A 13,392-nucleotide genomic window follows, 5' to 3' on the forward strand; every position below is an offset into this window, starting at 1 on the left:
CATCCTGGTGATCGCCGCGTTGCCGCCCTTGCGCCCGGACGATGCTCGGTTATCGTCGCCGGCGACAACAGGCGCAGAGCAGGGCATCAAAGGGAGACCGTCATGGCAAAAGAGATTCTTTGCGGCTTCGGGGTCGACGTCGACGCGGTCGCCGGTTGGCTCGGCTCCTATGGTGGCGAGGATTCGCCCGACGACATCTCGCGCGGCCTGTTCGCCGGCGAGGTCGGCTCCATGCGCCTGCTGAAGCTGTTCGAGCGCTTCGGGATCAAGACCACCTGGTTCATCCCCGGCCACTCGATCGAGACCTTCCCGAAACAGATGCAGGCCGTCGCCGACGCCGGCCACGAGATCGGCATCCACGGCTATACCCACGAGAACCCGATCGCGATGACCCGCGAGCAGGAGATCGAGGTGCTCGACAAGTGCATCGAGCTCGTCACCAAGCTCTCGGGCAAGCGGCCGACCGGCTATGTCGCCCCCTGGTGGGAGTTCTCGACCGTCACCAACGAAATACTGCTCGAGCGCGGCATCAAGTACGACCACTCGCTGATGCACGACGACTTCACGCCGTACCGGGTGCGCGTCGGCGATAGCTGGACCAAGATCGACTATGCCGGCAAGCCGTCCGACTGGATGGTGCCGCTGCAAAGGGGGCACGAGACCGACCTCATCGAGATCCCCGCCAACTGGTATCTCGACGACCTGCCGCCGATGATGTTCATCAAGAAGGCGCCGAACAGCCACGGCTTCGTCAACCCGCGCGACATCGAGCAGATCTGGAAGGACCAGTTCGACTGGGTCTACCGCGAGATGGACTATGCGGTGTTCCCGATCACCATCCATCCCGACGTGTCAGGGCGTCCGCAGGTGCTGTTGATGCTGGAGCGGCTGTTCGAATACATCAAGGGCCACGAGGGCGTGCGCTTCGTCACCATGGACGAGATGGCAGACGACTACGCGCGGCGCTTCCCGCGCTAGGGATTGGCGTCCCGGCCGGGCGTCCGTCGCCCGGTCGTTCCTCTCGAAAGGCAAGGCAATGTGCTCGTTATGCGGTGTCCTCGGCGTTGAGAACCACTGGAGCGACGCGGTCGCGCGGCCCGGCGTGTTCTCGCGCAACGATGCTCAGCGCACCCGCCGGCTGGAGCGCGCGCGGCGCATCCGCGTCGCCAACGCCGTGCTGGCTGCGTACCGCCTCAGCCTGACGGACTGGCAGGGGCGCGCCTACCTGCTCTCGACCGCGACCGGCAAGACCGAGGTGATCGAGACGCTGGCGCATCTCTGGCCGGCGGCCGAGCGCCTCTCCGGTCGCAGCTTCGACCCGCTCGACCCCGATTTCCTCGCCCGCCTGAAGCCGGCCGCATGATCCCGGTCAACCTCGTCACCGGCTTCCTCGGCGCCGGCAAGACGACGCTGCTGCGGCGACTGCTGCAGGACGCCTCGCTCGCCGGTGCCGCGGTGCTGATCAACGAGTTCGGCGAGGTCGGGCTCGACCACCACCTGATCGAGCGGATCGACGAGACCACGGTTCTGCTGCAGTCCGGCTGCGTCTGCTGCACCATCCGCGGCGAGCTGTCGGCGGCGATCCGCGACCTTTTCTCCAAGCGTGAGCAGGGGCTTGTCCCCGCTTTCGACCGGCTGGTGATCGAGAGCACGGGCCTTGCCGACCCGTTCCCGATCCTCTCCACCGTCCGCGCCGATCCCGTCCTCAGCCACCACTTCACCCTCGGCAATGTCGTGACGCTGGTCGACGCGGTGAACGCCGAGGGCCAGCTCGCGCGCTATCCCGAATGCGCCCGCCAGATCGCCAGCGCCGACCGGCTGGTGCTGAGCAAGACCGACCTCGTCTCGCCGGCCGACAGCGATCGCCTCGCCGCGCGCCTCACCGCAATGAACCCGGCGGCCGTGCTCCTCGATGCGCACGCGTCCGACTGGACCGCCGCCTTCCTGATGGTCGAGGACGTGGCATCGCCGGCGCCAAGAGAGGCTCCGCTTCACGCCGGCCATGGGCATGCCGACCATTTCGCCGGCCCCCCTCACCCCGCAACCGCACATGACGCCGCGGATCACGCGCACGGCGCCGCGGATCACGCGCACCCCGCGCACCACCATCATGATGCGAACCGCCACGGCGATAGCATTCACGCCTTCGCGCTGACCGTCGCGGGGCCGCTCGACTGGACGAGCTTCGGCATCTGGCTGACCATGCTGCTCAACCGTCACGGCAAGTCCGTGCTGCGGGTGAAGGCGATCCTCAACCTTGTCGGGGAGGACCGGCCAGTCGCCGTGCACGGCGTACAACACCTCGTCCATCCGCCCGTGCACATGGCGGCCTGGCCGAGCGAGGACCGCAGTTCGCGCCTCGTCTTCATCGTCGACGGTCTTACGGAAAGCGCCATCCGCGCCTCGCTCGAAGCCTTCGCGGCGCTCGTCCCGCCGTCGCGGGCCAGCGGCGTCGCGGTGGCCGTTTAGACCGTCCCGAGCTTGCGGCAGCACAGCGCCCGACGGTCGAGCAGCACCGCTGGCAACCGCGGGCAGGACCTTGACTTTGGGCCGCCGCAGGCCTCTGTCGCATTCATCAATCTTAATGATTTTTCGGAGGGTGCATGCGTCGCCTCGGAATCCATTCGTGCTGCTGGACAGCCGGATCCACCCAGGAAGATGTCGAGAAGGCGATGGAGGCTTCGGCCGAATGCGGCTTCCGGCTGATCGAGCTGGCCTATCTCCCGGCGGACCGTTTCGACCTCGACCGCCTTGCCCGGCGAGCGGCCTCGCTCGACCTCGGCATTGCCGTGTCCCTCGGCCTGCCGGAACAGTGCGACGTCTCAAGCGAGGATCCGGACGCGGTGCAGCGGGGCGAGGCCCTCCTTGCCGACGTGGTCGCGACCGTGCGCGACCTCGGTGGCACGACGCTCGGCGGCATCCTCTATTCCGCGCACCGGAAATACGCCGCCCAGCCGAGCCTGGCCGGCCGCCGCAACGCCATCGCGGCCATCGCGAGAACCGCGGATCTCGCCGATGCGGCCGGCGTCCGCCTGGTGCTGGAAGTGGCCAACCGCTTCGAGACGAACCTCCTCAACACCGCGGCGCAAGGCCTCGACTTCATCGCCGCCACCGGCTCCGAGACGCTGCGGCTGCACCTCGACACCTTCCACATGAACATCGAGGAGGCCAATCAGGCCGCGGCCATTCGCCTCGCAGGCGACAGGCTCGGCTACCTGCACATCGGCGAGAGCAATCGCGGCCATCTCGGCGACGGCGTCATCGATTTCGACGGGATCTTCGATGCGCTGCTCGACATCGGCTATGCCGGCGACATCACTTTCGAGTCCTTCTCCAACGCGGTCGTCGACCCCGCCATGGCGGTCGCCTGCGCGGTCTGGCGCAACACCTGGACGGACGAAAGGGCGCTCGCCCGCCACGCCAAGGCGTTCATCGACATCCGACGCACGGAGGCCGAACGCCGCCGGGAAACCGTCCGCCGTCCCTGACGGCGCCACGCCTTCGCCTGCCCTTCCGCGGCATCTCGCGCAATGCCGGCCGCTCGGGCTTGATCACGGTCGATGAATGCCAGGCCGGTGCGGCCCGCCCGGCGGGTGGGCGCGGCGGCCCCGGTGGGTACCCCTCCTGCGAAGGCCGTTTCAATGCCCCTGAAAAGCTTCCTCAACAGCCGCCAGACCATCGTCACCGACGCGATCGACGGCTTCCTGATGTCATCGGCGGCGGTCGGCCTTTGCCGCCTGGACGCCTTTCCCGACATCAAGGTCGTGCTGCGCGAAGGCTGGGACAAAAGCCGCGTCGCCCTCGTCTCGGGCGGCGGCTCGGGCCATGAGCCTGCGCATGCAGGCTTCGTCGGCGAGGGGCTCCTCACGGCCGCGGTCTGCGGCGAACTCTTCGCCTCGCCGAGCGTCGATGCCGTGCTGTCGGCGATCACCGCCGTCACCGGCGCGCCGGGCTGCCTCCTGATCGTCAAGAACTATACCGGCGACCGGCTGAACTTCGGCCTCGCCGCCGAGAAAGCCCGCGCCATGGGGCTCGCCGTCGAGATGGTGATCGTCGGCGACGACATCGCACTGCCCGATGCGCCGCAGCCGCGCGGCATCGCCGGCACGCTCTTCGTGCACAAGCTCGCGGGTTCGGCGGCGGCCAGCGGCCTGCCGCTGGCCGAGGTCGCGGCGCGGGCACGGGATGCGGCCGACCATGTCCGCTCGCTCGGGCTCTCGCTGACGAGTTGCAGCATGCCCGGCGCCGAGCCAGCCGAGCGCATCGCCGCAGGCAAGGCCGAGCTCGGCCTCGGCATCCACGGCGAGCCCGGCAGCCAGACGATCGACTTCGCCACCGCCGACGTGCTGGTGGCCGACGTCGCCAGCCGGATCCTCGCAACGCTGCCGAAGGACGCGCGCATTGCGCTGATGGTCAACGCGCTCGGCACGGTGCCGCCGATCGAAATGGCCGTGGTGATGCAAGCCGTGGCGCGCTCGCCGCTGGCCGGCATGACCGACTACGTCGTCGGACCCGGTCCGCTGATGACGGCGCTCGACATGCACGGCTTCTCGCTGTCCGCCCTTATCCTCGACGATGCCAGGCGGGAGGCTCTGCTCGCGTCCTCCAGCAGCGCCGGCTGGCTGGCGGCACGGCCGTTCGCGCGGCCGATCGTCATCGCGGCCCCGTCGATCGGCAGTCCGCAGGCGGTCGCCGCATCGGACGATCCGCTGGCGCGCCAAGCGATCACGCTGTCGGCGTCGCTTTTCCAGGAGATCGCCGGCGAGATCGACGGGCTCGACGCCAAGGTCGGCGATGGGGACACCGGCACGACCTTCGCCGCCGCGGCCGCCTCCGTGGCGCAGCAGATCGACGCGCTGCCGCTGGCGGACGGCGCGTTCCTCCTCGGCGCGATCGGCGATCTTCTGGCGCGCGCGGCCGGCGGGAGCAGTGGCGTGCTGCTCGCGACCTTCTTCACCGCCGCCGGCAGCGCGTTTGCCGCGCAACCCGATTGGCCCGGCGCTTTCGCGGCAGGGCTTCAGCGGATGCAGGACTATGGCGGCGCAAGCGTCGGCGATCGCACGATGATCGACGCGCTTGCGCCGGCCCTCGCCGTGCTGACGTCGGGCGGCACGCTCGCCTACGCTGCCGCAGCTGCCCGGAAGGGCGCCGACGGCACGGCGGCGCTCGGTAAGGCGAAAGCCGGACGCTCCGCCTACGTCCCGGCACAGAACCTCATCGGCACGGCCGATCCCGGCGCCGAGGCGATCGCACGCCTGTTCGAGCGCCTGGCGGACGCGTTGCCCAAGTAATGGACTGAAGAAGCCGGCGCAGACCCCAGCGCCCTTCGCGCCGGCGTCATCGAGGGTGCCCTCTTCAGTCGAGGGTGAAACTTCTGAGCTCGCCATTGGCGGAACTGGTGGCGACCCAGAGGTCGAAGTTGCCGGGCTCGACGATCCAGCCGTCTCCGCCCCAGAAGCGCAGATCGTCGCGCGTCAGGACAAAGCGAACGGGCGCCGACTGGCCGGGCTCGAGGGCGACCCGCTGAAAGCCCTTCAGCTGCCGCACCGGGCGCGTGCGGCTGGCGACGCGGTCGCGGATGTAGAGCTGCACCACCTCGGCCCCTGCCCGGGACCCTCGATTGGTGACGACCGCCGTCACCGTGAGGCTGTCGCCCATCCGATCGGGGACGTCGATGTCGCCGATGACGAAGCGGGAATAGGTGAGACCGTGCCCGAAAGGGTAAAGCGCCTCGTTGCGGGTCTCCCGGTAGCGCGCGCGGTACTCCTGCGGGCCGGCCGGGTTTGCGGGGCGGCCCGTCGTCTTGTGGTCGTAGAAGAACGGCTGCTGGCCGATCTCCCGGGGGAAGCTGACGGACAGCTTGCCGGAGGGATTGACGGTGCCGAACAGCACGTCGGCGATGGCATGGCCGCTCTCCGAGCCCAGGAACCAGGTCGCGAGAATCGCCGGCGCTGCCTCAACGGCGCCTGAAAGGGCGAGCGCCCTTCCATGCCGCAGCAGGACGACGAGCCGCGGATTGACGGCGGCCACCGCCTCCACCAGCGCCATCTGCGCCGCCGGGACCGCGATATCGGTGCGCGACTGCGCCTCGCCCGACATCCACTGGCTCTCGCCGATCGCCAGCAGCACCAGATCGGCGGAGCGGGCAGCCGCGACGGCTTCGGCGATGCCGCCATCGACCGGCTCCTCGACGCCGGAGCCGCGGACGACGTCGATCTCCAGCCCGCGGGCGCGGAGGCCGTCGGCGATCGAGACGTTGAGGTTGCGGTCCGCCATGAAAGCCCAGGTGCCGACGACGTTGTCGCGGTCCTCGCCGAAAGGCCCGATCAGCGCGATGCGCCCCGGCTGGGGGCCGAGCGGCAGAAGGTCGTCCTGGTTCTTCAACAGGACGATCGACCGCCCCCCGGCCTCGCGGCTGAGACGACGGTGCGCCGGCGTGCCTACGCGGCTGCGCTCAGCCTCGTCGTCGATCGAGCGGTAGGGATCGTCGAACAGGCCGACCGCCTCCTTCAGCGCGAGCACCCGGCGCACCGCTTCGTCGAGACGCGCCATCGGCACCACCCCGGTCTCGACCAGGTTCGGCAGCCAGCGGTTGAAGAGATCCGACTGCATCGACATGTCCATGCCGGCAAGGAACGCCTTGCCCGCGGCATCGCGCCCATCGGCGGCATAGCCGTGCCCCATCAGGTCCTCGTCGGCCCCGTAATCGCCGACCACCAGGCCGGCGAAGCTCCACTCGCCGCGCAGAAGGCCAGTCAGCAGCCGGGCATTGCCGGAGGACGGGACGCCGTCGACATCGTTCAACGCCGACATGATGGTCGCGACCCCCGCATCGACCGCCGCCTGGAACGGCGGCAGGTGCACCTCGCGCAGCGTCCCCGGCGAGATCTCGGTAAAGTTGTATTCCATGCCGCCGGACACTGCGCCATAGGCGGCAAAGTGCTTGGCGCAGGCCGCAAGGCTGTCCGGGCTGGAAAGCCGCGTCCCCTGGAAACCCCGGACCCTTGCCGCCGCCAGCCGGGCGCCGAGGTAGACATCCTCGCCCGAGCCCTCCGCCACCCGTCCCCAGCGCTGGTCCCGCGCGACGTCGACCATCGGCGCGAAGGTCCAGTGGATGCCGAGCGCCGTCGCCTCTTCCGCCGCAGCGCGCGCCGTTCGCTCGGCCAGCGCCGGATCGAAGGCGCAGGCCTCGGCCAGCGGCAGCGGGTAGATCGTCCGGAGGCCATGGATGACGTCGGCGGCAAAGATCAGCGGAATCCGCAGCCGCGACTCCTCGGCTGCCGCCCGTTGCGCGACCCGGGCGCCCGCAACGCCGACGCCGTTGAACAGCATGCCGATTTCGCCGCGGCGGATCCGGGCGAGCTGCTCGGCGGCGCCGCCCACCGGCAGGTCCGGATTGAAGGCGACGCCGCTCGGTCGGATCTGGTCGGAGAAGCAGGAGAGCTGGCCGGCCTTCTCCTTGAGCGTCATCTCGTCCAGCAGCCCGGCGATGCGGTCGGAGGTTACCGGCGTAGCGCGCGCCGGCAAGGCCAGCAGCGAAAGTCCCGCCAAGGCGGCGGTACCTTGCAGGACGTCGCGGCGGGAGGGGTGACGGGCCATGAGCAAGACTGCGTTGGTTGCGGGATCGGCTCGAAGCAGGCGCCGGGAGGGGTGCGGCAGGAAGACGCCGACCCGATGGCGGAGCGCCCGCTTCACTGCACGCTCCGTGCCCGCTCGGCAACAGGTCCGCGCTCATCATCATGCGTTGCAGCATTTTAGGTGATTGTTAACCCAGAACGACGCAAGTTCGCGGGCCTGACTATCACGGCATAATGCGATGCCGCCCCCGGTTCACCAAGGGAACGATGTCGATGCCAGCCCGTCCCCGGTCTCTGATCGCCTGCCTCTCCGCTGCCTTGGCGCTCGCCTTGCCGATCAAGCCAGCGCCGGCAGCGCCCGCAACCGGTGTCATCTCCATGACGACGATCCCGTGGACCCGCGACGGTGCCGCGCGCCGGGCGGCCGAGCCCGTGCTGACGATGGCGCAGCTGACGCCGTACCGCGTCTACCAGCGCAGCACCAAGACGGGCGGTGCCGCCGGCGAGGGCGAGGGCACGATCGCCGTTCCCGTCACGATGACCGCCGGTGCGCGCCTCGTCGAATGCCGGTTGCGCGATGCGATGGCCGAGGGCAACCCGGCGCTGACGCGATGGACGCCCGCGCCGATCCACGTCGCTTCCTCGGGCGCCTTCGTTTCCTGCCAGGGCGTTCCGGCCGACCAGAAGCGGTATCTCGTCGATCTCCGCTGCAACCGCGACGATGCGCAGGTGCAGCTCGGCCGCAGCCCGGTAATGATGGGACGCCTCATCGTTCACTGGGGCCAGAGCCAGGCGAACCAGTTCATGACCGCGGCGGGCACGCCGCCGGTTCTCGCACCCGCGACCTCGGCGTATCTCCGCCACGGCAAATGGGCCGAAATCCCGAAGAACGCGCTCGGCCTCAACCCCTTTCTCTACATGGAGGGTCTCGCCAACCGCGTCGCCGTCGGCGTGGTCGCGCATGCGGTCGACAACTCGGTCGTCGCCTCCTGGCTGCCGGCGACCGGCACCAACTATCCCGGCCTGATCGCCCAGGTCGAGCTCGCCGGCGGCTTCGAGGCGATGGACCAGTACATCGGTGGCTCGGACCTCGGCGCTGCCACCGATCCGGAAGCGTTCATCAAGATGAAACGCACGATCATCCGCGACCTACAGGACCGCTTCAACCCGGTCTGGGGGCGCAACACCGAGCTGGTGATGACCTCGACGACCGTCCGCCGGGCCAACGACCGACATGGCGCCAGCGCCGTCGAGGCGCAGCAGGCAGCCGAGCGGCGGCTGGCCGCAGAACTCGGCGGCGCCTACTACGAGGGCTGGGACATCGACATGATGGCGAACGACACCGTCCACCATGCCGCCACCGGCAATCCGGCCTATGGTTTTGGCCTGAGCCGCGCCTTCACGGCGCTGCGGACCCGCAATTCCCTGTCGGCCGGCCCGGTCATCCGCTCCGCCACGATGGCGGGGGCGGCGATCACCCTCGCGGTCGACATGCCGCCGGGCAGCGGCAAGCTGCGGCTGACCGGCAATCCGGCCTCGCGCTTCACCGCCTATCCGGCCGGCAAGACGTCGACCCCACTGGCAATTTCGGCCGTCCGCGCCGATGCCAGCCAGATCGTGCTGACCTTGGCGTCCCAGCCCAAAGGCGATGTCGACATCTGGCTGCACCGCTTCCCCGATCCCGGCCCGACGCTTTCAGCCGATGTCGTTCGCGACAGCTACACCGCCGACGGTGCGCCCTATGGCCGTCTCCTGGAGCCGACCGTCGGGGCCCCGGTGACGGCCGACAACCCCGTCCAGGCCGTCGTTGCCGCTGCGAAGACGGGCTCGACCGAACTCACCGCGCAGCCTTGATCGGGGGCCTGCCGGCGCAGACGTCGGGGTAGCTGCTCCGGGTGCAGCCATGAGAAAGCCCATAAGGCGCCGTCAAAGGCACGGTCCTTTCGCCGGCGGCGGTGACCGTGCCGCTGCCGGCCTTGCAATCTGCCTTCCCCGCCTGCCGTCGCATGATGCCGGCAGTGCCGCCGATCCTATCGAGGCCCTGCCCTTTGTTGCCGCGTCCCCCAGCCGTACCGCGTCCCGTATCCACTGCCGGCTGCCTCGATGAACCGTCGGCGTCCGCCGTCGCGGATGATCGCGGACGCGTCGCTACGGACGCGCCCGGACAGATCCGGTCGCGGGTGGTGCTGCATTTCCCGGGCTTCGAGCCGCTGACCGCCGCCGAGCACCACGAGCGCTACCGCCGCGCGGCGGCCCTGAGTGCGAGACCCTGGGGACTGGACCTCACGGTGCACCCGCTCGAACGGCAGAACGGGGACGCGGTCTTCGGTGTCGACTGCGCGACAGCGTCGGGAACCGTCACCAGCCGCATCCATCTCCTCGATCACCACGCCATGGTGAGCCTCCTCTCGAGACGACCGGTGTGGCGCCGCCTGGCGTCGGGCCTGACCAGCGCGGCGGCCGTCACCTTGCGCGGCGGAACGCACCGCTACTTCCTCTGCGCCTGGCGTTTCGGACTGTTCTTCCTGTTTCCGTTCGCGCTGATCGCGGCGGTAGCGGCCATCAGCTTCGCCGCCGTCCTTCTCGCCGCGCGCTTCGGCCACCTTGCCGGAGCGGTGGTTGCGCTCTTGGCGATCGTCGCGCTGTTCAAGGTCTGGCGGCCGCTGTTGCGGCGCATGCACGTGCCGCTGCTCCTGGCCAACTGGAAGTTCGCGCTGATGATGGCCGGCCCGCTGGACCGGGTATCGCAGGACTGGCTGCAAGGTCTCGTGCGGGCAGCGCGGGCCGCCTTCGAGGGCGAAGCGGACGAATACGTCATCACCGCCCACAGCATGGGCGCCAACATCGCCGTGCAGGTGATCGGCTCCTTGCTGGAAAAGGAACCGGGCCTCTTCGACGGCAAGCGCGTCGTCTTCGTGACCATGGGCGGCGCGGTGCTGCAATGTGCGCTCGTCAGCGGCGCCGACCAGATGCGCGCGCGGGTGGGCACCATCGCCCGGCAGGAGAACCTCGAGTGGATCGACGTCCAATGCCTCGTCGATCCCGTCAGCTTCTATCGCAGTGATGTCGTGCGGGCGGCGGGCCATCCCGGTGCGCGGCCGGCGCGCATTGTCTTCATGCGGATCCGGAAGATGGTCTCGCCCGAGCGCTACCGGAAGATGCGCGGCAATTTCCTGCGGATCCACCGGCAATACGTGCTCGGCTCCGACACGCGCCACGGGTTCGACTTCACCTACCTGACGGCCGGACCGGAAACCGCCGCCGCAGCGGGTCAGTGGACGACCCGAACCATCTTACCGGTCGCCGCCCAGTAGCTGCGGATCGTCCCAACCCGTCCTCGAAAGCCGCGTCGACGCCTAGTGCAAAAGCCAGGACCTAGCGCGCGGTCAGAGCCCAGCCGACGGGGCAAGACGGCAGGCGCTTGCGAAAACGGCCCCAACCCCTTCTGCACGAATACGAAAACGGCAATGCCGACCCCGACAGGGACCAGCATGGCCGAAAGTTCCGGAGGCCGGAACAGCAGCTATCAGGCGAGCGTCAGGCCGACGTCAACATTGCCGCGCGTGGCGTTCGAATAGGGGCAGACCTCATGCGCCGCCTGCATCAGGCGCTCGCCGGCCTCGCGCTCAACGCCCGGCAAGGTCGCCGTCAGCGCCGCAGTGATGCCGAAGCCGCCTTCCGAGCGCGGGCCGAAGCCAACTTCGGCGGTGACCGTGGCGTCGTTCGGAACCTTGACGCCGACCTTGCCGGAGACGGCCTTCATCGCGCCGAGGAAGCAAGCGGAATAGCCGGCGGCGAACAGCTTCTCGGGATTGGCACCCTCGCCGCCCGGGCCGCCCATCTCCTTCGGCACCACCAGCTTCACGTCGACCGAACCGTCATCGGACTTCGCGGAGCCGTCACGGCCACCGGTGGCGGTCGCGGTGGTCTTGTAGATCACGTTCACAGGCATGGTCATCTCCTCGTGGTGGGCTGCGGGTCGATCGGAACATTCCCATCGGCGCCAGCACAATTATCGCGGAAACATTTGGTGCGATAAGCAATGTCTACCGCGATCCGCTGCCGCTGTCTAGCGCGCCGACCACCGAGATAAGATTTATCGCGATAATTCTTTGATTGTGCTAGGATGGTCTGACATTCGGGAAAGACGACATGGCCAAGCTTCCACCAGACCTCCAGCTCGACGATCATCTCTGCTTCGCCCTCTACGGCGCCGCCATGGCGGTCAACCGGGCCTACAAACCGCTGCTCGACCAGCTCGGAATCACCTACCCGCAATACCTCGTGCTGGCAGCGCTCTGGGACCGCGACGGCCAGGCGATCGGCGAGATCGCCGACCGGCTGGCGCTGGAGCCCAGCACGATCACGCCCCTGGCGAAGCGGATGGAGTCGGCAGGCCTCCTCGTGCGCCAGCGCAACCCGCGCAACGAGCGGCAGGTTGTGGTCAGCCTCACCGACGCCGGACGCGCGCTGCGCCAGCGCTGCACCTGCCTCAGCGAGACCCTTCTGGCGGCATCCGGCCTATCGCTCGAGCGACTGCTCGTCTTCAAGGAAGAGGTGCGGGCTTTCCGCGATGCCGTCGCGGCGTCGCTACCCTCACCGCCGCCCCCGCCCGTATGATAGCGACAGCGGCTTGCCGGGGTCGGCAGGCGGCAGACGGAGTAGCCGATGGCCTCGCGCGGCGGGCACGCGGCCATGCTTCACGAAATTGCCATATTTCGGGAACGGCAAGCCAACGAGAATGTTAGGGGAGCAATGCAGTTGCATTGGTACCGGTCATTGTTAGTACGGAGACGACCATGAACATTCTCGTGAGCATTCTGATCACCTTCCTCGTGATCGTCCTGATCCTCTGGCTGGTGCAGCGCCTCCCGATCGAAGGCCGTATCCGTCAGATCATTCAGCTGGTCGTCATCGTCATCGGCATCATCTCGCTGCTGAAATATATCGCGGTCTTCTAAGGCTGGGCGGTCAGCACTCTGCCGCAACGAAAAAGGTCGTCCGGGAAACCGGGCGGCCTTTTTCTTGCACTCAGAAAACTGGCTTGCCGACTTGCGGCCAGCCCCGGAACTAGCCTTGCACTGGCACCTTCAGGCGGTTTGCCAAGGCGATGATCTTCTCCAGATGCTGCTTCAGCACCGGCAGCGTCTGCTGCGTGAAACCATGCAAATTGGTCTTGCCATCCTGATAGCCTTCGAACAGCGCGACCGCCCGCTGATGCGCGACGACCTGGGTCTCGACATAGAGCCGGTCGAACGCCGGGCCCTCCGCCGGCCGAAGCTTTGCCAGCATTCCGTCCTGCTCGCCGTCCATGCTCGGCTTGGCGATCTCCACCGTGTCGGCTTTGGCCGCCGCGATCATCGCCGTCTGCGCCGCGCTGTGGTCGGCGACCATCGCCTCGGCGAACGACCTGACCTCGGCATCGCTGGCCCGCACCACCGCGATCTTGGCAGCGGCGATCTCGAACTCGTTAAGCGCCGCCGCGGTGGCGACAAAGGCGTAGGGCGAAAAGGCCGGCACGGGCGCCAGCTGGCTCTGCGGCACGGTCGGCGTCGCCGAGCCCGCACCGGACTGGGCGAGCGCCGGCAGCGGAAGCGCTAGAACCAAGCTTGTAAGGAGGAACAGGCGGATGCGGGACACGGGGGTCTCCTTCGGACAAATCAATGAGGGACGAAGTCGAGACCGCCCCGAACCGTTCCGCCATTTGGACGAGATAGTGTCAAGTCGGCGATACAGAACACTGCGCGACCTCGCGACAACGAGTTTCGAAGGCCCGCTTCGAAGCGACGGACCGATGGAGGCAGCGGTCTCATAA

General features: G+C 68.4%; 12 protein-coding genes. 9 read left to right on the forward strand and 3 right to left on the reverse strand.

Translation table 11 applies throughout. The features are described from left to right. The first annotated feature begins 102 nt into the window (after positions 1-102). The 5 genes from ACZL02_RS09135 to ACZL02_RS09155 all read left to right on the forward strand — a co-directional run bounded on the left by ACZL02_RS09135 (position 103) and on the right by ACZL02_RS09155 (position 5,291). Positions 103-978 carry a polysaccharide deacetylase family protein gene (locus ACZL02_RS09135; RefSeq protein WP_472937332.1) on the forward strand — a complete coding sequence of 292 codons (876 nt, stop codon included), beginning with the start codon at positions 103-105 and terminating at the stop codon, positions 976-978. Positions 979-1,036: 58 nt separating this feature from the next. After that, entirely contained in the window at positions 1,037-1,363 is a 327-nt protein-coding gene (locus tag ACZL02_RS09140; RefSeq protein ID WP_472937331.1) for a hypothetical protein, read from the forward strand. Next, the gene (locus ACZL02_RS09145) at positions 1,360-2,469 is read left to right on the forward strand and encodes a CobW family GTP-binding protein (protein ID WP_472937330.1); all 1,110 of its coding nucleotides are present in this window, start codon (positions 1,360-1,362) and stop codon (positions 2,467-2,469) included. The genes ACZL02_RS09140 and ACZL02_RS09145 overlap by 4 nt, the downstream gene beginning before the upstream one ends. 134 nt (positions 2,470-2,603) lie before the next feature. Further along, the gene (locus tag ACZL02_RS09150; protein ID WP_472937329.1) at positions 2,604-3,488 is read left to right on the forward strand and encodes a sugar phosphate isomerase/epimerase family protein; all 885 of its coding nucleotides are present in this window, start codon (positions 2,604-2,606) and stop codon (positions 3,486-3,488) included. A gap of 153 nt (positions 3,489-3,641) precedes the next feature. Then, complete coding sequence (locus tag ACZL02_RS09155) at positions 3,642-5,291, forward strand: dihydroxyacetone kinase subunit DhaK (protein ID WP_472937328.1); 1,650 nt, start codon at positions 3,642-3,644, stop codon at positions 5,289-5,291. Between the two features lie 64 nt (positions 5,292-5,355). On the opposite strand, the gene ACZL02_RS09160 is transcribed toward ACZL02_RS09155, so the two are convergent. After that, positions 5,356-7,599 carry a glycoside hydrolase family 3 N-terminal domain-containing protein gene (locus tag ACZL02_RS09160; protein WP_472937327.1) on the reverse strand — a complete coding sequence of 748 codons (2,244 nt, stop codon included), beginning with the start codon at positions 7,597-7,599 and terminating at the stop codon, positions 5,356-5,358. A gap of 251 nt (positions 7,600-7,850) precedes the next feature. On the opposite strand from ACZL02_RS09160, the gene ACZL02_RS09165 reads away from it, so the two are divergent. Next, entirely contained in the window at positions 7,851-9,431 is a 1,581-nt protein-coding gene (locus ACZL02_RS09165) for a hypothetical protein (RefSeq protein ID WP_472937326.1), read from the forward strand. Positions 9,432-9,760: 329 nt separating this feature from the next. Further along, positions 9,761-10,891: a hypothetical protein gene (locus ACZL02_RS09170; RefSeq protein WP_472937325.1), complete on the forward strand. Its 1,131-nt coding sequence runs from the start codon at positions 9,761-9,763 to the stop codon at positions 10,889-10,891. Positions 10,892-11,103: 212 nt separating this feature from the next. Here ACZL02_RS09170 and ACZL02_RS09175 read toward each other — a convergent pair whose 3' ends face one another. Beyond that, entirely contained in the window at positions 11,104-11,529 is a 426-nt protein-coding gene (locus ACZL02_RS09175; RefSeq protein ID WP_472937324.1) for an organic hydroperoxide resistance protein, read from the reverse strand. A gap of 200 nt (positions 11,530-11,729) precedes the next feature. Here ACZL02_RS09175 and ACZL02_RS09180 point away from each other — a divergent pair, with 200 nt between their 5' ends. Further along, entirely contained in the window at positions 11,730-12,197 is a 468-nt protein-coding gene (locus ACZL02_RS09180; protein WP_472937323.1) for a MarR family winged helix-turn-helix transcriptional regulator, read from the forward strand. Between the two features lie 179 nt (positions 12,198-12,376). Next, complete coding sequence (locus tag ACZL02_RS09185; protein WP_472934029.1) at positions 12,377-12,538, forward strand: Thivi_2564 family membrane protein; 162 nt, start codon at positions 12,377-12,379, stop codon at positions 12,536-12,538. Positions 12,539-12,647: 109 nt separating this feature from the next. Here ACZL02_RS09185 and ACZL02_RS09190 read toward each other — a convergent pair whose 3' ends face one another. Then, on the reverse strand, positions 12,648-13,217 hold the full coding sequence (locus ACZL02_RS09190) for a DUF4142 domain-containing protein (protein ID WP_472937322.1): 570 nt from the start codon (positions 13,215-13,217) through the stop codon (positions 12,648-12,650). Between the last annotated feature and the right edge of the window lie 175 nt (positions 13,218-13,392).

It is taken from the genome of Mesocryomonas fontinalis (genome assembly GCF_055730125.2).

Coding starts and splice junctions, on each gene's coding strand:
- ACZL02_RS09155 (WP_472937328.1), top strand. CDS start 3,642: ATGCCCCTGAAAAGCTTCCTCAACAGCCGCCAGACCATCGTCACCGAC.
- ACZL02_RS09165 (WP_472937326.1), top strand. CDS start 7,851: ATGCCAGCCCGTCCCCGGTCTCTGATCGCCTGCCTCTCCGCTGCCTTG.
- ACZL02_RS09160 (WP_472937327.1), bottom strand. CDS start 7,599: ATGGCCCGTCACCCCTCCCGCCGCGACGTCCTGCAAGGTACCGCCGCC.
- ACZL02_RS09175 (WP_472937324.1), bottom strand. CDS start 11,529: ATGCCTGTGAACGTGATCTACAAGACCACCGCGACCGCCACCGGTGGC.
- ACZL02_RS09180 (WP_472937323.1), top strand. CDS start 11,730: ATGGCCAAGCTTCCACCAGACCTCCAGCTCGACGATCATCTCTGCTTC.
- ACZL02_RS09150 (WP_472937329.1), top strand. CDS start 2,604: ATGCGTCGCCTCGGAATCCATTCGTGCTGCTGGACAGCCGGATCCACC.
- ACZL02_RS09185 (WP_472934029.1), top strand. CDS start 12,377: ATGAACATTCTCGTGAGCATTCTGATCACCTTCCTCGTGATCGTCCTG.
- ACZL02_RS09145 (WP_472937330.1), top strand. CDS start 1,360: ATGATCCCGGTCAACCTCGTCACCGGCTTCCTCGGCGCCGGCAAGACG.
- ACZL02_RS09140 (WP_472937331.1), top strand. CDS start 1,037: ATGTGCTCGTTATGCGGTGTCCTCGGCGTTGAGAACCACTGGAGCGAC.
- ACZL02_RS09135 (WP_472937332.1), top strand. CDS start 103: ATGGCAAAAGAGATTCTTTGCGGCTTCGGGGTCGACGTCGACGCGGTC.